This is a genomic window from Streptomyces sp. NPDC088124 (genome assembly GCF_040685895.1).
Taxonomy (GTDB): Bacteria; Actinomycetota; Actinomycetes; order Streptomycetales; family Streptomycetaceae; genus Streptomyces.
Genome location: NZ_JBFBJB010000065.1, coordinates 20,642 through 41,201, shown reverse-complemented (window position 1 = coordinate 41,201; position 20,560 = coordinate 20,642). Strand labels below are relative to the sequence as shown.

Below are 20,560 nucleotides of genomic sequence, written 5' to 3'. Positions count from 1 at the left end.
CCCGAGTGGGCTACCAGGTGAATAGCTTCGTTACGCCTGTAACTCCGGATCCTGCGTTTCCGCCTATACCTGCTGTTGGGCCGAATCCCGTTGTGAAACTATGGACGATATCACCTCTGGAGTTCCTGGTGTTAAAAGTTCCTCTGTGGCTGGCGGTTACTCCGAGCCCGTAGCCGACTGATCCGCCAAAACCTGCGGATTCTCCCCGTATTTGGTCTATATCGTCAGCGTTGCTGAACATCATCCCGACGTCTCCACCTGCCGATACTTCGGGGCCGACCTGCCCTTCAAGGGTGCCGGATATGCTGTAGTCGGTTTTGCCGTCGGGTCTGTTGGTCCGGATGAGGCAGCCGCTCACTTGGATGCCGACTGCAACGGTTGCGCCACCGCTCAGGCAGATTCCCGCAGTGTTCGTGTATGTGGGAACGTATTCTTTTATCTGGCCCCAGGCGGCCTTCAGGTTTCCCTTCTTGATGTTCCCCAGGATGCTATTTTTTTGACGCCGTTCCGCTTCGCGTTTCTTGTTGAGCTCGTCTGCGCGCTTCTTGGCTTGGGCCTGTGCGGCGGCGTTTGTTTTTGTGTTGCTTTTTGCTTTGGTCTTTGTGGTGTTGGGGTTGTAGTAGGGGACTTTGTAGGTGGAGGGGTTGGCTTTGTATGCGGCGTATTTCTTTTTGGATGCCTTGTCTTTTTTGGGGGTTTGCTTCCAGGTCCATTTTCCGTTTTTGCCGAGTGTGTATCCGGCGGTCATGCCGCGTTGGTCGGCCCAGTATTCGTCGTTGTAGGAGGCTCCGCCGGCGGGACCGTCGGGGCGCAGGCCGGTGGGGTCGGACTGGGTGACGGGGTTGTTGTGGGCGTAACTGTAGGCGTTCATCTGGGCGGGGTCGTCGAAGTCGATGACGGGGTCGACGGAGAGGAAGCGGCCCAGGGCGGGGTCGTATTCGCGGGCGCCGAGGTGGATGAGGCCGGTGGGGTCGTTGGTGCCTTGGACGAAGCCGCGGGTGCCGGGGATCTGTTCGGTCTGTCCGGTGCGGGGCTGGCCGAAGGGGAGTTGCTTGCGGCGGGTGAGGGCGAGGGTGGTCATGCCGACCGCTGCCATTGCGGTGCCCTGGTGGTCGGAGAGGAGGAAGGAGAAGCCGCTGCCGGTGCGGACGGCGACGGTTTCGCCTTCGTGGGTGTAGTAGCGGACGGCTTCCTTGCTTCCGGTTGCGCTGACCTTGAGTTCGTTGCTGCCGGGGAGCGTGAGGGTCTGGCTGCCGTCCGCATCATTGGTGATCATGCGGTTGCCGTCGGCGTCGTAGGCGTAGCTGGTGGTCCTGCCTGCTTCGGTGAGGGTGGCGAGGTGGCCTTCTGCGTCCCAGGTCAGGGTCTGCTTCTGGTTTCCCAGGGTGCGCTGGGTCGTGTTGCCGGCCTTGTCGTAGGCGAAGGTGCTGGTGCGGCCGTTGTCGGGTCCACCGGTGGTCTTCGCCTGCTGGACGGCGTGGGGCAGGCCCGTCTTGGCGGCGGGATGGGTGTAGGTGGTCGTGGCGTCGGAGCCGGCCTGGGTTCCCGTGACGTGGTCGACGAACTGGGTGCGGTTGCCGAGGGTGTCGTAGCTGTAGGTCTGCCAGTAGGCGTCCGGACCGCCGACCGTGGTCGGCGACGGGGATGTCGCGCAGGCGGACTTCGCGGTCCATGCCTCGCTGAGCCGGCCCAGGAGGTCGGTGGTGAAGCACTGGGTGTCGACGGACTTGGCCGCGTCCTGGCCGCTTGTGGTGGTGATACCGGTGATGTTGCCTGCGGGGTCGTAGGCGTAGGAGGTGTCGTCGATCCGCTGGGGGGCGAGGTCACGGTCGGTGGTCTGCCGGGTCATCCGGCCGGTGTGCTCGTCGTAGACCCGGGACGTGTAGACCTTCTTGCCGAGCGTGCCGTACTCGGTGCGCACCGGACGTGAGAAGACGTCGTGGGCGGTGGAGTTGACCAGGGTGATGGAGCCAGCGGTGGTCTTCTGCGGGAGGTTGCCCTCACCGTAGACGGTGGTCTGGCGTTCGCTCGGCAGGTTCCCGACCGCCGGGTGCCTGATCCATTCCTGGAGCCCGGTGTAGGAGTTGTAGCCGAAGGTCCAGGTGTAGGTGCCCGCGAGCGGTCCCGCCTGGGAGGGCACGGTAACGGTGCTGGAGGTGGGCTGGTACCTGTCGTTGTAGGTGTCCGTGGCGGTGCGGTATTCCTTGCCGTCGAGGTACCGGCTGCTGCTGGCGGGCTGTCCCTTGGCGACGGTGTCGTAGGTCCACTTGGCCAGAAGGATGCTGCCCTGCTTCAGGTCGGTGCTGCGGCCGAGTGCGTCGTAGGAACGGGTGAGAGTGATGCCCCGGGCGTCGGTGGTGGACAGGGGCTGTCCGAGCTTGTCGTAGGCCGTGGTCGAGACGCCCTTGTCCGGGTCATCAGCTGTGACCTGCTGGCCGCGGCTGTCGAAGGTGTACGTCCAGGTGTTGCCCGCGGGGTCGGTGACAGCGGACGGCTCGTCGTACTTGCCGTAGCCGTAGGTCGTCTTCTGCGACGTGGTGCGGGCCGTGTTGGTGTACTCGAGACGTTCGGTGGCCCGGCCGCGGGCATCGGTGATGACGGTGGTCGCGGTTCCGCCCTTGGGCGGTATGACCGTGGTGCGGTCACCGTCGTACAGGGTCGTGGTGCGCCACTTCTCGTCGCCGAAGGTGCGGGAGATCGCGGCGGTGGCTCGTCCCATGCCGTCGTAGAGGGTCTCGGTGGCGGCGGGGATCTTGTTGTCGACGCCGGTCACCAGCGACTTCGACGGGGTGCCTGTGGCGTAGTAGGGCGAGTACGTCTTCCAGACGAAGCCGCGGGTGTCGTAGTGCGTTTCGGTGACGACGCGGTCCATGGTGCCGATCGCGGGGGACTGGGTCTCCCGCTCGCGCAGCAGCCCGTCGTAGAGGGCGAACGACGTTGCGTAGGAACCGTCGTGCTGAAGGGTCTTGGTGGCCACCGCGTTCGCGGCGGTCTTCGAGATGGTGTAGGTGAATTCGGTGGATGGCTGTGCGGCGTGATCGGCCTTGGGCCATCCGGTGTCCCACACCTTCAGTACCCGGCCCAGTCCGTCGTGCACGGCATCGGTCCGCTTGCCGTTCGCGTCGACGGTGGCCGTAGCCGTGCCGCGTGCGGGGGCGTACTCGACGGTGAAGGTGTGGCCGAGGGCGTTGGTCCCGGTCATTGATGTCGGGGGCTCGACGGTGGCGGGGGTGTAGGCGGTGGTGTCTATCCGGCCGAGTGCGTCGGTTTCGGTGAGTTCCCGTCCGTGCTGGTCGTAGGTGGTGATGGCGGTGGTGAGGTAGCCGGTGCCCGCCGCGTCCTGTTCATCGAGGCGGGTGACGTCGCCCTTGGTCGGAGCGGTGGTGAGACTGGTCGCGCTGTCGTAGTAGTAGCGGGCCACGGAGACCAGGTCGTCGGGCAGCGAAGGAGTCGTGCCGCAGGCGGCGGCGACCGTCTTGATCTCGGAAGCCAGGTTCAGGAGATTGGTGCCCGTGTTGGGGTTGTAGGTGGTAGTGGTGCACTCCTCGTCGCCGATCCTGGCTGTGTCACCGATCCGGGATTCGGTCAGAATCTGGCCGTAGGCGTCGAAGGTCCGGTCGGACCGGGTCGTACGCCAGCCGGAACCCACGGCGGTGCGGGTCTTCTCCGACTTGATGCCGGTGGCGTAGGCCGTGACAGGCGTCAGTCCTTCCAGGCGGGACTCGGACGCGGTCACGGCGGAGCGCCACGGCTCGTAGCCGGTCGCGGTGATCAGCTTCCCGCCATCGCCGTCGAACGTGGCCTCTTCCCGGGTCATGCCGGCGAAGGCCTCACGGTCGGTGACGGCTATGCCTTCCTGGTCCTTGACCTGGGCACCGTCGATGCCGCGGAAGTAGCGGTACTCCATCAGCGTCCGTTTGTCGGCGCCGGCGCCGGTGCGGACCTGGAGCCGTCCGTAGCCTTTGCGGTCGTCGTAGGTGAGGTGCTTGGCCTTGGTGAACTCGTCGTCCTTGGACTTGGCCCAGGCGAGCCCGTCGAGGTAGGAGTAGTCGGTCTGCTTCACCGGTGCTCCGCCGGTGTTGTCGGACTCCAGGACCTGGGTGACCACGTAGGAGTGGAACCAGTCCAGGTAGGGCTCGTAGTCTGCGGCCGGCGCGTCCGCAGGGGACCACATGACGGGGTAGCAGCGGCGGGTGTTCGAGGCGGGGGAGGGAACGTCACCGGCCTTGCAGTCGGCGGCCGAGTAGGTGATGCCGATGGTGCCGCCGGTCTCGGTGTCGATGCCGTAGACGCGGTAGCGCACCAGGGGAGGTACGGGGTCGGCGTTGCCGCCGGTGGTGGCGCCTTCGACACGGTTGGCCAGTTGCTGGCCCTTGAAGGTGACCGCGGGCATGGTGACGTCGCCGGTTCCGGTGTGGCCGGTGCGGGTGATCGACTTCAGCCAGAGTGCGGGGTCGGTGCCGTCGCCGGTGGCAGGGAAGTCGTGGGCCAGCTTCCAGGTGTCGACGGCCTGGTAGGCGCCACCGGTCAGAACCGACGTGTCGATCTGGGTGAGCCGTTTGCGGCTCCAGTACGAGGGCGAGTATCGGTCCTTGCACTCGGTGCCGGAGGCGCAGTACTGGTCGAAGGGCACGTCGGGCCAGTTCTTCGCGTTCGCCTGGTCGAAGGTGCCGCAGTTGCTCAGGCATCGCTCGGCGACGGTGAAGTCGACCTTGCCGGCTGCTTTCTTGCCGTACATGGTGTTCGAACGCAGGCCGTACTCGATGCTCTTGAGATAGCCGCCGCGGGTGTACTCGGTGGCGGTGGAGGCGCCGGTGGTGTCGTTGACGTTGCGGCCGTAGGAGTTGGTCTCCTTCTCCCAGTAGTAGGCCATGGCGTCGGAGTGCGGGTCCACGACGTAGTCGAGGTTCCAGCGCCAGGCCTGCTGGCACCAGGAGTCCTTGAACGCGGTGGCGTGGCAGGGCTCACCGCTCTGGTTGCCGAAGACCGGCACGGTCCAGGTGGAGTTGGTCTCCGGCTTGCCCTCTACCCATCCGGGCAGCCGGTTGTAGCCGAAGTAGTAGCGGGTACCGTCGGGAGTCGTCACCCGCCAGTACTCGCCGTCGTTGTCGCCGTTGCCACGTCCGCTGCTGGTGAGCTTGACGGCCTTGGTGCCGTCGTCGCTCTCCATCCGCCACTCGCCCTGGGGATCGTCCTTGACGGAGTCGTCCTTGACGAGCACGCTCGTCTTCCCACCGAGATTGAGGACGGCGTTGTCCTTCTTCCAGCACTGGTCACCGACCTTGCCGGTGGCGTTGCTGTTCTTGGTGTCCTCGGTGCAGGCGATGTACCTGCGCTCGATGTAGCCGGGCTCCATGGACCAGCCGTCACCGACCCAGTTGGCCTGGTTGTTGGTGGCGGCTGTCCGACCGTCCACTGCCTGGGAGGAGTAGGACAGGGAAAGATCAGGCTCCAGCCCGCCGGGCACCTCAGGGGTATCGAGGTCATAGGTCCAGACGAACCCACCGTTGCTCCCCCCGGCCGCCCACGAGGCGGACGGAGCGAGCGAGGTGGCCTTGAAGTCCCCGGACGCACCGGACGCTGCTGCCGTGACCGCCAGAAGAACGGTCTGACGGCTGGCCGACAGGCCCGTGGCCGAGTGCTCGGACGCTGCGGCCCTGCCGACCGGTGCCGTCTCCTGCTCGTTGTCGTCAGCCGCGGCCGGCAGAGAGACCGGCGCTGACACACTCGCCTCATCCGTGTCGTTGACCGTCCGCAGCACCTCGCCCCTACCGCACCCCTTGGCCCGAGGCGTCGTCAAAGCACAGGCGGGCAGCTGCTGCAATGTCAGGCGCGATGCCCAGTCACCGCCGAAGGAGTTCCGGAAGCCGCTGTAGTCGATCTTCACATCGACCGTCCCCGCAGCGCCCTCCAGGGGCTCGACCGCCACGAGGACTCCGTCGACGCCCAGGATCTGAGACGTCTTCTGGTCCAGCACCTGCACCCGCGCCTGCTCAGGGCGCACACCGGCGCGCTGCTCGGCAGCAGAAGGTCCCAACTGCACGGGCAAGGAGCCGGCACGGCCCTTGCCAGCACCGCTGCGCGGCACGGATATCCGCGCGGTGCCCGGTTTCGGCCAGGACCCCTTCACATGCTCCACGTCCTGGCGAGAGGTCTGGTCCGGCCGGGTGAGCCTGTGCTTCGCGGCCGCGGAGGTGGGGACCGGGTCGGGCTTCTTCAGCTTCAGCAGGTCCAGTTCGGCCGCAGCGGCCACCGGAGCGCCCAGCAGACCCACCACGAGATAGGCCACGAGTGATAGCGCGACCCAACGGACAGTGCGTACAGGTCTGTTGACCGCACGCATGGAACGGCGAAGCGACTTCGCCCGCAAACCTGGCACCGATTCCCCCCACGGGAAGTTCATAAAGATGAAGACCAAGGAGGGACCTTAGCAGCATGTAATGAAACGGCAAACAGCCCATCCAGTGAGGAACTTGGAAGGCTGTGGTGAGAGTAGGCGCCGTTATCAGACGGGTCCGTAATCGCGAAAGGCCCGAAGTCGGAAAGATTCACGGGAGCTGCCGTGCCAAGCCTCTGAACTGCCCATCCTCACCATCCCGGTACCGGAGAAAACGGAAGGTAATCGAAGGTTGTGGGATGCTTTATCTTATTTATTCTCTTTGTCGTTCTGGTGGACGCGAGTCTCTGTGATGCTTTCTGCGGCTCGTTTACGGGGCGGGTGATCGGGGTTATAGGGTGCGCGGAATGATGTGCGTAAACCGAAAAGGAAGCGTGATGAGAGCCCGCCGGGAGAGACCGAAACGTGCTGCGGGAAGTGCCATCCTTGCCGCGGCGCTTGCCCTTTCAATAGCCGCTCCACTCGTAACAGCCCTACCTGCAAACGCAGTTGAGGCCCAGGCGGCAGCAACAGAAACCACCGACGAAGCCAAGGCGCTGGTGCAGGCGGCCGAGTCCGGCGAACCTGTGGAGGTGCTGTCGCAGCGCACCGAGGCATCCCAGGTCTTCGCCAACCCGTCCGGAACTTTCACCGAGGAGCGGTTCGCCACCGCCCAGTGGGCGCGCCAGGGCAACCGGCTGGTGGACATCGACACCAGCCTGCGGCGCGGCCCGGACGGAACGATCGCTCCCGTGGCGACCGGCGTGGGACTTGAGTTCTCCAGTGGCGGCGGGGGGCCACTGGCCACGATCACCCGCGACGGACGCAGCATCTCCCTGTCCTGGCCCACACCTCTGCCCGAACCCCTGATCTCGGACGACACCGCCACCTACCCGGATGTGCTGCCCGACGTGGACCTGAAGCTGCGTGCCGGAGCCTCCGGCTTCGCCCAGCTCCTGGTCGTCAAGACTGCCCAGGCCGCGGCCAATCCGGACTTGACGACCATCGCGTACGGCATGTCCAGCCAAGGCGTGGACGTCACCGCGGACGAACACGGCAACCTCAGCGCTGTCAACCCCGGTGGCCAGGAACTCTTCACCGCCCCCACGCCCCGCATGTGGGACAGCACCACAACCGCGCCCGCAGACAGTCCTGCCTCACGTGCAGTCCGGAGCGCGGCAGGTACTGCGGACGGGCCGGCCGGCCCCCCTCAGGCCACCGATGAGTTCGAACCAGGTCACGGTGCCCAGCAGGCGGCCATGCCGGTCGAGGTCAAGGACGGCACGCTGGAACTGACGCCCGACACGGAACTGATGACGGGCACCGACACCCGGTACCCGGTCTACATCGACCCCTACGTCGAGGGTTCCCGCTACTCGTGGACCATCGCCTACAAGAAGTACCCCAACAGCGCCTTCTTCAACGGGGCCGGCTGGGGCGGCTCGGGCTCCTCGACCTCCACCGCGCGCGCCGGATACGAGAACGAGACCGACGGCCTGGCCCGCTCCTACTTCCGCATGAACACCAAGAACCTCTGGAGCACCGACAAGCAGGTCCTCAAGTCGACGTTCCGGATCAAGAACACCTGGTCCTGGTCCTGCACCCACCGGCCGGTCGACCTCTGGCGCACCACCGAGATCGACTCCTCGACCACCTGGAACAAGCGCCCCACCCGCAGAGAGAAACTGGACAGCGTTTCCGACGCCAAGGGCTGGGGATCAGGCTGCCCCGCAGGCAACCTGGCCTTCGACGTCACCGCCGGCGCCAAGGACGCGGCCTCCGGCAAGTGGAACACCATCATCTTCGAACTCGCCGCCAACGACGAGTCCGACGTGTACGGGTGGAAGAAGTTCGACGCCAAGTCCGCCGTGCTCTCCACCGAGTACAACACACCACCGAGCGCACCCACCGGCCTCGACACCATCCCCAGCACGAAGAACTCCAAAGGATGCGGAGACACCGCCCCCTACGGTCTCATCGGCAACACCGACATCTTTGTCACCGCCAAGGGCACCGACAAGGACGGCGGCACCGTGAAGATCCAGTTCAACCTCTGGGCCACCGGACACCACCCCAACGACGACCCCAACGGCGTCTTGATCGTCAACCAGACCGTGTTCGTCACCTCGGGCACCGTCGCCAAACTGAAGATCACCAAAAGCACCCTCAGCAAGCACCTCGGCACAGCCGGCGGCAACTTCTCCTGGAAAGCCCGGGCGGACGACGGCAAGACCACCTCGGACTGGACCCCCGCCGCGGGCAAACCAGGCTGCCGGTTCGTGTTCGACCCCAACCGGCCCAGCACCCCGCCCGTGATCGCCTCCAGCCAGTTCCCCGACGGCACCGACGGCTGGCCCTCCAACACCGCCTCCGTACGCAGCGAAGGAACCTTCACCCTCTCCAGCGGAGGTGTCGCGGACGTCGCCAAGTACGAGTACTGGAGCGACACCGACCCCACCGTGCGCACCGCCACCCCCTCCGCCACAGGAGGAAGCGTCAGCGTCAAACTCACCCCCACCACCTCCGGCTCCAACCACCTCTACGCACGCAGCCTGGACAAGGCCGGCAACAAGTCCGACAGCGCCGACTACCTCTTCTACGCCAACGGCCTCAAACAGGCCGACACCCCCGGTGACATCAACGGCGACGGCAACCCCGACCTGTGGGCCGTCGACCAGGACGGCACCCTCCACCGCTACTACGGCGCCGGAGACGGCACCCTCACCAACAACGCCAAGACCGCCTCCGACTTCAACTGGACCGGAGTGAAGATCACCCACCGAGGCGACTGGACCGGCGACGGATACGAAGACCTCATCGCCCTGCGCCCGGACACCAACACCGGCACCAGCCGCCTGTGGATCCACCCCAACAACGGCTTCGGCTTCGCCTGCACCGACTGCGAGGGCGACACCACAGACAGCCAGGAACTGACCGTCTACGACCCCGCGAACAACCACTGGAGCGACGCCGACGCCATCCTCGCCATCGGCGACGTCGACGGCCCCCTCGACGTCGACAACGACGGCACCCCCGACATCCCCGGCTACCCCGACCTCCTCGTCCGCAACGGCGACCTCCTGTGGCTCTACTACGGAGCACCCGACAACCGCCTCGACACCGACCGCGAACCCGTCCTCATCGGCGCGGACGGCTGGAAGAACATGGACCTCTTCGCCCCCGGCGACACCACCGGCAACGGCCGCGTCGACCTCGGCGCCCGCGACCGCACCACCGGCGACATCTTCATCTACCGGGGAAGCGGCGACGACGGAGACGGCCTCGCCGACCACAGCACCAAGATCCAGGCCGGCAGCCAGTTTACCGTCGCGGCCAACCCCCTCATCACCTCACCCGGCGACGCCGACCACAGCGGAGCCTTCGACATCTGGTACACCCGCAAAACCGACGGCGCATCAAGCCTGATCGCCTACCTCGACCTCGGAACCGACCGCAAGACAAAGGTCCCCGTCGCAGGCGACTGGACCGGATACCAGACCATCAGCTAACAAACCTCCACCACACGATGCACCCCCACCAGAGACACAAGAGCCACCGGTGAGCAGTTCCTGAAGCTCCGGCCCCGCACCCCCACGCTCCTCTCTCGAGGACCGCTACGTGCGGGGCCGGACCTGCACCAGCTCGTAAGCCGACAGGCTCCCGAGGGGTGATTCGTGAGAGGGTGCGGTTCGGTCTGGGACAGGGGGAAGTGTGGGGCTGGTCTATGGCTATGACATCTATCTGCGTCCTCGGAATGTCGCCCGGGTGTTGGCCGGTCTGGTCGAGCTGGCGCCACCGGTGCGTGCCGTAAAGCCACTTGAGATCACCTTGCCCGGCGGTGACCGGCTCGTTCTCCCGTTCACGTCCCGTTTCGAGAGCGAGCCGGTCGACTCCTCTATGAGCAGCACGCTCGAACTCGACATGTCCCTCATGTTCGACGTCGATGATGCACTGTGTGAGTACGCGCAGACGAGCGGCGCTGATCCGGAGGCGGACGGGCGCGTCCAGATCGGGTACATCTACACGACGATCCGGTTCGAGTCCCTTCTGCGTCCTGGCTACACGTCGTTGGAGTGCTGGGCAGCGACGTCGGGGATGAGCCGCTTGTTCGCGCGGTCGGCGAACATCAGGAAGGTGTTCACCGGCCTCACCGCCGACAGCGGAGGAGTGTGCTGCCTGTTCGACACCGGCGACGGCGCCCCCGAGCAAGTGTGCTGGCTCAACGGCGAACCCACCCAGGAGACAGTCCCCGGTCCTCGCTTTCCACATCAGAGAGCCCTTGTGGCGACTTGGTCCGACTCCGAGAAGTGAGCATCGGCACTCCCTCTCCGAGGCCACAAGATCCTGCTACGAGTTCCAAGAAGCCCAGTAAGCACCTGGTCCAGCCCCCGGAGGCTGTGAGCTCCCCCGGACTGTACTTCGCCTGTTCCCGCGGGCCACTTGCCCAGTGTCCCGGCATTCCCCGAACCGGCGAAGCGGATCAGTGACAGAAGCGGTACCGAAGCAGTGCAGCGACGGATGGACGCCCGCCACCTTTCGTCATTCATCACCACAACACCACCCGAGGTCCCTGCCACAGGTGAGGGATACCGAACCTGCCCCGCGCGGCGGCGAGGCAGATCGACGTCATCGTGTGCGCTGGTTCGGCTCCACCCCAGAGGGCGGGCCGTGGAAACAAGCCCGCGCCGGCTGTGCGCCGTCTACTTGGGCCGCTGCCTGGTGGAGGCGAGCGGGTGATTTTCCCGGACGGACAGGTTTTCCCGGTTCTTGTCAGGATTCGGGATTGTTTGTTCGGCGAGCGCGGCGATCAGCCGACCAGTCGTCGTGGGCGGGTAGTGCCACGGGGCGGGGACAGCAGCCAGGTGTTTGATGAGGCGGCCGAGCCGGCTGTGGGCATGCGTTCTCCGGTCGGGCTTGAGGCGGGTGAGCCCTGGCATGGAGGAGTTCGGGCGGCTCCGGTCTCTTGTCCGGAGCAGCCGTCGTAACGAGATCGGCTCGGTCACCGCCCTCACGGCCTGTTCGGGATAGGGGGCGGTGACGGGTCACTTTCGGTGTGGCGTACCTGTCGCGCAGGATAATTGATCTTGGTTGTGACGTGCTGTTGCTCAGCTGTACTGAGTGGTACGTCTGTATTCCAGGGGAGGCTTACGCCTGGCCGAGGCGTTGGCGATGGGCGATGGGTGGGTTGAGCTGGCCGCTTTGCTCTGCGCAGTGAGCTGAGCGTCATGCCGGCTTTTGTGCAGTGTGGTCGGCGCGCCTATAGGCAGGGGAATTGGCGGCTGTTTCCGGCTGGTGCAAGCGGGGTTGTTCAGCGGGCGTGCAGGCGTTGCCAGAGCAGGTCGTGGTCTGCGGGTGCGAGGCGGGGCAGCCGGAGGCGGTCGGCCAGGTGGTGGAGGAAGGCGGTCTGCTGTGCGCGTGTCAAGGGGTGCGGGGGCAGGCGGTCAAGGGCAGCGGCGAGGATGAGGGTCTCGGGGTAGATGACAAGGTTCCGGCAGGTCAGAGCTGGGGAGGCCGGGCCTGGGGGGATGTGGGGGTTGGCGTCGGTGAGGCGGTCAAGGCGGGTGAGCCACCGCTGGTGCAGGTGCTGTTGGTGGTCGTACCAGCGTGTCGTGATCGTCGATGCCCAGCTCAGGGAAGCCGTCGTCGCGCGGCGGGCTGGCCGGGTGAGCTCGGGGACGGGGCGGATGTCGAGAGGGGCGGGGTGCCGGGAGTCGCTGGAGGCCTGCTGGTGGCGGGTGCAGATCATGATCCGGGGCGAGTTGGACGCTGGGTGGATCCACGCGGGGGCGGCTTGGTGGGGGCTGCGGCGGATGGTGCAGGCGGTGCACGCCGGTAGCGGCTGCACGGCGGGCGGGACGGGCTGCCAGCGGGCGATGGCGGTGTGGGCCATGCCGATGGAGGCGGGTGGGGGCTGACGGGCCAGCGCGCGGGTGAGGTGTGCGGGCGGGATGCGGGCGAAGGCGGACAGCCGGTGAGCGGCTTCGGCGCTGAGGTGGATGTCGGTGGCGGGCGGGGACGCGAAGGTCCCGGTGGTGGCGATGTTCAGGCCGTCGAGGAGCTGGGCGGCGGTCAGCTGGTAGGTGTCTGCAAGGCGGGTGAGGTAGGAGGCTGCTGACTCGCGGGGCAGGGGCCTGGTCCGCAGGGCGCCGGGCTGCGGCGGACACATCGTGCGTGCCCGCACCACCGGGCTGCTGAAGGCGTGCGCGGTCACCGGCTGCTGGGTCGGGTGCGGCGGCTCGTCGGGGTTCGGGGCCGGTAGTGCTCCTCGGCGAGGTGGTCCAGCGCGATGGAGTCCAGCAGTGCCTTGGTGATGCGTTCGGTGCCGTCGAGGATGGCTTCGATGGCCGCCTGGCGGATGAGGCGGGCCAGGCTGCCGATGCGGCCAGCGGTCCGTTCGTGCAGGTAGGGGGCGAGCCTGGGCAGACTGCCGGTGCGGTGGGAGCGGAGGTCGAGGGCCGCTTCCAGCGCGGCGATCAGCTCACGGAACGGTTCCCGCCCGCCGGCGCGGGCGGGCAGTGCCCCGCAGTCGATGAGCGAGGCGCGTCCGGCCAGCTGCGCACCGCGGACCCCACTGAACACCGTGCTGGTGGTGACGTCGATGCCCGCGTACACGAACGTGGCGCCGACGCGCTCGGTGAGGTCCTTGAGCCAGTCGGCAGCCTCCGCGCCGCTGGAGCTGCGGGGGTTGAGCCGGTGGATCTCGTCGATCAGCACGAGCTTGACGCCGGCCGCGGTGTAGGTGTGGCAGACGGCGGTCGTGATCTGCGCGGTGGTCATGCGGGCGGTGACGGGGATACCGAGGTAGCGAGCGAACTCGCAGGCCAGGGTCTTGGCGGTGGCGCCGGGCGGCACCAGCACATACGCCACGGGCACGCTGGTGTCGCCCGGGGCGGCGCGGCGGGTGTGGGCCAGGTGGCAGGTCCGGCCGACCTCGAGCAGCGCGGTGGTCTTGCCGGTGGTGGCCGGACCGGTGACGATCAGCGACGGGCGGGCGGTGACGCTCTGGCTACGGCCGAGGATCATCAGCGTGCGCACGCTGCGCGAGAGGCTCTCGATGGCCGGGGTCCGCACGGTGACGAACTGCGAATGGTAGGCCAGGCGTTCCTCCACCGAGCGTGCCGGCTGGCCCGGCTGCGGGGGAGCGGGCGGGGCGGCGTGGGCGAACCGGGCGAACGCATCGAAGGTGGTGACCGTTCCGGGGGAGGCGTCCTCGGCGGCGGGTGTGGTGTGGGGGCTGGTGGTCACCAGTGCTCGGCCTCCTCAAAGGCGTCATACAGCGCGTAGCGGCCCGCAGGCGCAGAGAGTTCATCCCGGCCGTCGGAGTGGCCGTCAGCATCAGGAAAGTGGGCTTCGAGGACGTCGAGACTGTCCTCGGCTGGCGTGTCGTCATCCGCCGTCTGCGGGCCTGGCGTGCTTGTCGCCGCCGAAGGGCCCGCCGCCGCTGCCGAGGGGCCCGCCGCCGCTGCGGCGGGTGCGCCGGTGCCGGGCAGGGGGCGGGCCCTGCGCAGGACCTGGTCGGCTGCTTCGGCCAGGTCGGCCTCGTGCCGCTCGCGGCCTGCGCGCCGGCCCAGGGCGGCGCGGATGTGGCGCCATGCAGCCTCGCTCATCGGGGCGTGGACGTGGTCGCGGTGGATCCACGGGATCTCGTGCAGGCGCCCGTCGGGCAGGCGGATGTAGACCTGCCGCACGTCGTGCGGGTTGAGGTGGACCTCCCACCTGCCGCCGGGGCCGGTGGGGCAGGGACGGCCGCGGTGCTCGTTGAGGACGACGTGGTCGTAGGTGCGGTAGTTGATGCGGATGCCGCGGCCGGTGATCGGGTGGAAGCGCACGGGCAGCAGTTCCAGATAATCGGCGCCGGTCAGCGGCAGCGGCACGTACCCGCAGGTGCCCAGCAGTGCGCTCCACATCTCGTTCGGGGCCAGCGCCTTCTTGGGCAGGACCGGGTGGCGCAGCCCGTCGTGGGGGCGGTGCTGCCAGCACGCGGTGACCCACTCATCCAGCAGCTCCTGCAGCTGAGCCACGCTGAAGCACGCTTCGTCCTCCACCGCGTGACCGCGCTCAAGAACGTGGGAGCCGGTGTAACCGGCGACGTGCTGCGCGAACAGCGAGTTGATACTCCCGAATGTCCGCTCGACGGCACCCTTGGCGGCCGGCGAGCGCGGCGGGGCGGGCTGCACACTGACACCCAGGGTCTCGCAGGCGGCCAGGAACGCGGCGGAGACGAACACACGCCCCCGGTCGATGACGATCGTCTCGGGCACCACCACCGGCCGCGCCGCCGCCTGCTCCAGGCGCGCATCGACGGCGAGTAGCCGGTCGTAGGGGACGGCCGCATGGGCCAGGCGCAGATGTTCGGGCCAGCCGGGCCGCGCCGGGTGGGGCACGGCCATCTCCGCCAGCAGCAGGGCCGCGTCCACCGCCTGGGTGCTCTCCTCGCGCAGCACGGCCGCCACCACCGACCGCGTCGCCACGTCCAGGGCGATGGTCAGCTCCGGGCGCACCGGGCGGCCGTCCTCGCCCACGGCCATCACATCCAGCCGGGTGGTGTCGACCTGCACCAGCTCGCCCGGCCGCAGCGCCACCGTCGGCGTGAACGGCCGTACCGGCGTGGTGGTGGCGGTGCGGGCGGGACGGCCGGGATGCTCCAGCGGATCGGCCAGTACCCGCACCAGCCGGTTGAACGTCGACGGCGCAGGCAAGGCCACCACGCCCGGACCATGGGTGTCGGCGAGGATCTGCCCGGCCAGCTGACGCAGCCCCTTCAGGGTGCCCTTGGAGCGGCCGCGCTGGCGGCGCAGCGCCTCCAGCACGGCGGCCACCACCCGCTCATCGGCCCGACCCGTCGCACGCGAGGGCTTGCGCTGCGGGATCAGACCCATGAGGCCGCCCGCGTGATAGCGGGCGCGCATGCGGCGCACGGTGGCCCGGCTGACCTGCGGCCAGCCCAGCTGTGCGAGTTCGTCGGCCTTGGCCTGCTCCCGCTCGGCCATCGACCGCTGCTCAGGGTCGTATTCGGGCCGGGGCATCCCGCTGCTTGCCGGGCCGCCGGGCAGCCCGGTCTCGATCTCGCGGATGTGCCGCTGCCAGGCCAGCGCCCGCTCCCGCTCCCGTGCGGGTACCGACTCCATGAGCCCCCACGGCACCACCCCGGGTGCGGGGGAGTCCACCACCGCGAACGTGGGATCGGCGAACAGGAACGAGGCCAGCACCGACGCTGTCTGCCCGTCCTCGTCGACCAGACGCACCGACGCACCGGCCACGGCGGCCACCTGCCAGGCGCGGCCCTCGAACGTCACATACGCCCCCAGCTTCACCTGCCGGTGCCGGGCAGCGGCCACTGGGCGGCCGCCGTGCGCGCTCACCACTGCCCGGCCTCCGCCTGCGCGTCCCACAACCCGAACTCCTGCCCCCCACTGGCGCTGCCGTCGGCAGCCGGGCCGCTGCCCGGTTCAGGTACAGCCATCGCGTCGGCTACCTGGCTCGTCGGCCTGCCGGCTTGTGCCCGCGCTCTGGTGCCTGGATCGGGTCCGGAGATGGTTCCGCCACTCGTGCGGCCGGCGAGGACCTGCGTGATCCGGCGGTGCACGGTGGCGTCGAAGGGCCGCTGCGCATGCGCCTGGTCACTCCAGCGCAGGGGGTACAGGAGGCCGTCGGGCAGCCGGATGTAGACCTGCCGCACGTCGTAGGGGTGATGGTGCACTTCCCACCGGCCGTCATCCGTGGTGGGGCAGGACCGTCCGCGGTGCTCATTGAGGCACTCATCGTCATACCGGCGCCGCCCAAGGCGCACCCCTACGTCGGTGACCGCCTTGCGGCACACCGGCAGCAGCTCGGCGAAGTGCTGCCCGCTCAGCGGCAGCGGCACCGACCCGCTCGCACCGAGCAGCACCCGCCACATCTCATCGGGCGTCAGGGCTGCTCTGGGCAGCAGGGGATGCCGCAAGGCCTCCTGGGGGCGCGTGTGCCACCTCGCTGTGATCCACTCGTCCAGCAGGTCCTGCAGGTGCGGCAGGCTGAACCAGCCTCCCGCCGCTCCCGCGTCGTCCTCCCCGGGCCCGGCGTCAGGTCGCGCGGCGTCGGCCAGACCGGCCGCATACCGGGTGAAAGCTCCGGCGAGCACGCCGAGCGTGTGCCCGCGGGCGCCGGGCTCGCTGTGCACCCGTCCACGGACGGATTCCACACTGACGCCGAGGCCCTCGCACACGGTGAGAAACCACGAGGTGGCAGCAGGCCCTGCGCCGTCCAGGACCAGCGTCTCCGGTACGGCCGCCGGCCGTGCCGCCGTCGCCTCGAGGCGGGCCTGAAGCGGCATCAACCGCCGCGGCCAGCCCTCGTGCGCCCGGCCCAGCAGGCCTGGCCAGCCCGCGCGCAGCGGCCGCGGCACGGCCATCTCGGCCAGCAGCACCGGCAATTGGGCACCGGACTCCTGCGGGTGCAGCACGGCGGCCAGCACGCAGCCGGTGGCCTCATCCACCGCGGCCGTCACCGACACCGCAACCAGACCCCCGTCCTCGCCCACCACCCCCACCCCCAGACGGGCGGTGGCGACATGAACCCGCTCCGCAGGCCGCAACGCAGGCGGCGGGCCGCCGCTTCGCCGCGGGCCGGTGGCGGTGCGCGCCGGACTGCCCACCGGCTCGGCCGGATCCGACAGCGCCTTCACCAGCCGGTACATCGACGCCGCCGACGGGATCTTCACCCGCTCCGGCCCATACCTGGCGCCCACAATCCGCTCCGCCCGTTCGATCACCTGCTTCACGGTGGCCGCCTTGCGACCACGAACGTCCCGCAGCGCCTCCAGCACGGCCGCCACCACCCGCTCGTCGGCGCGGCCGGTCGCCGACCGGGGGCGCACCGTCCGATGGTCGACCAGCCCCATCAACCCCTGCTTGTGATAGGCCAGACGCCGCCGCTGCACCGTGGCCCGTCCGACCTGCGTCCAGCCCAGCGCGGCCAGCTCGGCGGCCTTGGCGTGCTCGCGCTCGGCGAGCGTGAAGCGCTGCGGATCGTAGGCGGGCCTCGGCTCGCCGCCGCTGCCCGCTCCGCCGGGCAGCCCGGTCTCGATCTCACGGATGTGCCCCAGCCAAGCCAGCGCCCGCTCGCGGACGGCCAGCGGCAGCGCCTGCCACACCTCGGACGCCGGCAGCTCATCGGCGCATCGGCCGACGACGGCGAAGTCCTCGGCGGCCACCAGCAGGGAGGCCAGCACACACCCGGCGGCCCCGTCGTCGGCAGCCAGATGCACCCGCCCGTCGACCAGGCCGGTCACCTGCCAGGTGCGCCCCTCGAACGTGATCCGCGCACCCACCTCAACACGCCGCCCGCCCGGGACGGCCATCACCTGCCTGCTCAACGTGCCTGCTGCTCCCGCTCAACGCCCGCCGCCGCGCCAGGCCAGACCATGGTGTGCTCGCCCAGCGGCCGGGACAGGTCCGCGGCCAGCCGCCCGCTCCACAGCGCGTGGTAGAGCACCGGCAGCGCGCTCAGGACCTCACCGGCCGCCGCGGTTCCCGCCATCAGCGGCCGCGGGGCGGCGAACGCCTCCAGCACCGCCTGCTCAAGACCGCCCGCATCGCGGTAGCGGGGATGGCGGTAGCCGGCCAGCCACCGCACATTCGCCCCGAACACCCGCTCCGGCGGCGCCAGGCGCCGGTAGGTGAAACCCACCGCCGCACACGCCGACTCAAGGACCGCGGCGGCTCGTTCGGCCCGCTGCCCGGCGGGCCCCGCCGTGGCGGGGCAGTCGGCGAGCAGGGCGCTCCCGTCGGCGTAGCGGGCGAACACTTGCGAAACCCAGGTGAGGACCTTCCTGCTGCCGGGATCCCGCCAAATCAGCTTCACCGGCCGCGCAGACAGGCCCACCACTTTCGGGTCACGGTCCAGGAGCATCAGCTGCGTGCACATCGCTTGCGAGCCGTGCGGCACGTGCCCGTTGGCGGTGGCCGACCACCACCAGCCCGGGCCCCACCTGCGCCCGGGCACCACCGGGAAGGCTGCCACCGGCTGGAGCTGTTCGAACCGAACGGCCACGGCGGCCTCGACCCAACGACGCTGTACGAGAGTGCCGCCAGCCCCGGCGAACTCCGCCTCCACCGCACCCGGTTCCGGCACCCGCGAGGACCTGCCCGCAACGGCAGATAAGCCGTCCTGGCTGCTGTCGATGATCACGTACTCCACACAACGTCATCCCGGCCACGGCGCGCAGGCGAACCGGCCGGTAACTGCAACTGCCGTGCCGTGAAGTCCGGTTGTCCTGTGAGGGGGCCAGCATGCCGCCTGGGGCGTGCCGGTGTCAGTGCGCACCTCTGCACTTTCCCGCTGGCCGCTGCCCTGTCGCGGCACAGGCCGGGTCCTGGCCCGGCCCGCCCCGGCCACAGACAGGGTGAGCAGGCGCCGGATCGGCTTCGCCGCTACCCCAGAGACGACAGCGCCCATCCCGAGTCGTCCTCGTCAAGACCGAACCGGATCAGGGCGCCGGACGGCATGGCCGCACCGCGTGCGAGCGTATCGACGAAGGAATCAGCGAGCGCGTCGACCCGCTCGCGCCCAGTACCTTGGCCGTCGTCACAGATGCCGGAGTCGAGCCACAGAGGGTCGCGGTGTCCCGTGACCTTCAGCACGATCTTGAACGTCTCCCAGTCGTAGGGCGGATCGCTCACGCTGATGCCCACGACGGTGTCGCCGCGCACCAGGTCATTCCGAACGCGTACCCATACATCGCGTTTGGCCACTGCCCCCACTTCCCGCCCCTGTCACATCAGCAGCCCGAGCGTAGCCGCCCCGCTTTCTGGCTGAGCCGGACAGGGTCCGCCGAGGAAAGGCTCAGCCCGCGGCTTTCATGGGCCCTGTGCCGCCCGGGGCCTGGCGGCGGCCGAGGTCAGGAGTGGCGGAAGCCACGGTCGGGGTCGCGGGCCTGGCGGGGACGGAAGGGCTTGAACCAGTCCGCGGCGGCCAGGTTGGCCAGTCCGAGGGCCTGGTTGATCTCGTTGCCCCTGTCCTCGATCCCGTCCAGGGAGGCGTCGAACAGCATCAATACGTCGTGGTCCTCGAACAGGACATCCGAGCACCAGTCCCAGTCGAGGTCACGGCGGTCCTCACCCAGACCCTGCACTGTTTCCGCGACCAGGCGCGGCCGGTTCCGGGTCAGCGACTTGGCCCGGTCGATTCCCAGGTGCAGGGCCATCTCCTCGCCGGTGCACAGCGGGCGGACGGTGCCCGTCTTGGTGAGGTCGGCGGCCAGGTCGTCGAAACAGCGGGCCATCTGCCGCCGCCACTGCCGGTCCTGGCCAAAGGTGATCGGCGGCAGCGAGCCAAGGACACGACCCTCACCGCGCCGAAGCGGCGCATCGCCCACGGCGGCGACGTCCTGCCAGACCTGCTCAGACAGCTCCTCGAGCGCCACCCGCAGCACCGCAGCGGTCCGCTCCGTAAGCTCCTCGTCCTCCTCGCCGTCCTCATCCCAGCCGTCGCCCTCGTCGTCGTCTTCGTCCCACTCCGCCGGCCGGCCGTGGCGGGCGAGGGAACGCAGACGGCTGCGCACGCGCTGCGCGGCCTCTTCGGGAGCGGCCAGGGCATTGTCGATGATCTGCAGCTCGTCGGAGAAGTCCTGCGCGCTCAGCAGTACGCCGGCCTCGGCGAGCAGGGCCGACCCCGCATCGGTGCAGGCGTTCTTGGCGGGCAGGACCACGGCGAAGTAGTTGTCCGTCAGCCGGTCGATGACGGCGGCCACCACCACGGCGACGACCACAGGGTCGGCGAAGGCCTCCTCCAGCTGCAGCCCGTCGACGACGAGGACGCTGGAGGCCGACTCGATGAACTCCTCGAACTCGTACGTGAACCGGCCTTCCTCGTCCAGGAGCTGGGCGGCCACCAGAGCCGGGAAGGACTGCTCGTCGGTCATCCGCTCGCGCAGATTGTCGGACTTCCAGTACAGGCCGCGTACGGCCCTCAGGCTTCCCACCGGTGTGCTGGCCGCGGTGATGCGCACCTCCCAGGTCTGCACCCCCTGTGCGGCAGGGTCCAGCAGCTGGTGGGTGTGGTGGAAGTCGAGCGCCAGCTGGGCAAGGTCCGCCCCCGCTGCCGCCGGACCCGGATGAGTACTCAAGGTGCTCCCTCGGCGCCGGTCCCAGGGGCCGCCGCCTACCGCGGCCCCGCCTGAGCCTAGTGGCCGCACACCGTCGGTTA

10 protein-coding genes are annotated in these 20,560 nt (G+C 68.8%); 2 read left to right on the top strand and 8 right to left on the bottom strand.

What is annotated here, in order from left to right; genetic code table 11:
* Window positions 1-10: 10 nt before the first annotated feature.
* Window positions 11-6,289, bottom strand: coding sequence for an RHS repeat-associated core domain-containing protein (locus AB0P17_RS36295; protein ID WP_365818016.1), 6,279 nt, complete (start codon window positions 6,287-6,289; stop codon window positions 11-13).
* A 647-nt stretch (window positions 6,290-6,936) separates the two neighbouring features.
* Here AB0P17_RS36295 and AB0P17_RS36290 point away from each other — a divergent pair.
* Complete coding sequence (locus AB0P17_RS36290; RefSeq protein ID WP_365818014.1) at window positions 6,937-9,885, top strand: FG-GAP-like repeat-containing protein; 2,949 nt, start codon at window positions 6,937-6,939, stop codon at window positions 9,883-9,885.
* Between the two features lie 202 nt (window positions 9,886-10,087).
* Window positions 10,088-10,687, top strand: a complete 600-nt coding sequence (locus tag AB0P17_RS36285) for a hypothetical protein (RefSeq protein ID WP_365818012.1) — start codon at window positions 10,088-10,090, stop codon at window positions 10,685-10,687.
* Between the two features lie 997 nt (window positions 10,688-11,684).
* Here the strand turns inward: AB0P17_RS36285 and AB0P17_RS36280 are convergent.
* The 7 genes from AB0P17_RS36280 to AB0P17_RS36250 all read right to left on the bottom strand — a co-directional run bounded on the left by AB0P17_RS36280 (window position 11,685) and on the right by AB0P17_RS36250 (window position 20,480).
* Window positions 11,685-12,587 carry a TniQ family protein gene (locus AB0P17_RS36280; protein ID WP_365818010.1) on the bottom strand — a complete coding sequence of 301 codons (903 nt, stop codon included), beginning with the start codon at window positions 12,585-12,587 and terminating at the stop codon, window positions 11,685-11,687.
* Window positions 12,584-13,621: a TniB family NTP-binding protein gene (locus AB0P17_RS36275; RefSeq protein ID WP_365818008.1), complete on the bottom strand. Its 1,038-nt coding sequence runs from the start codon at window positions 13,619-13,621 to the stop codon at window positions 12,584-12,586. Before AB0P17_RS36275 ends, AB0P17_RS36280 begins: the two co-directional genes overlap by 4 nt.
* On the bottom strand, window positions 13,618-15,741 hold the full coding sequence (locus AB0P17_RS36270; protein WP_365818006.1) for a transposase: 2,124 nt from the start codon (window positions 15,739-15,741) through the stop codon (window positions 13,618-13,620). Before AB0P17_RS36270 ends, AB0P17_RS36275 begins: the two co-directional genes overlap by 4 nt.
* Complete coding sequence (locus AB0P17_RS36265; protein WP_365818004.1) at window positions 15,735-17,729, bottom strand: transposase; 1,995 nt, start codon at window positions 17,727-17,729, stop codon at window positions 15,735-15,737. Before AB0P17_RS36265 ends, AB0P17_RS36270 begins: the two co-directional genes overlap by 7 nt.
* Window positions 17,726-18,544 (bottom strand): TnsA-like heteromeric transposase endonuclease subunit, encoded by an 819-nt coding sequence (locus AB0P17_RS36260; protein ID WP_365818002.1) that lies wholly within the window; start codon window positions 18,542-18,544, stop codon window positions 17,726-17,728. The genes AB0P17_RS36265 and AB0P17_RS36260 overlap by 4 nt, the downstream gene beginning before the upstream one ends.
* Before the next feature lie 242 nt (window positions 18,545-18,786).
* Entirely contained in the window at window positions 18,787-19,065 is a 279-nt protein-coding gene (locus tag AB0P17_RS36255) for a hypothetical protein (protein WP_365818000.1), read from the bottom strand.
* Window positions 19,066-19,253: 188 nt separating this feature from the next.
* A complete protein-coding gene (locus tag AB0P17_RS36250) occupies window positions 19,254-20,480 on the bottom strand; it encodes a hypothetical protein (protein WP_365817998.1) in 1,227 nt (408 codons plus the stop codon).
* Window positions 20,481-20,560 lie beyond the last annotated feature (80 nt).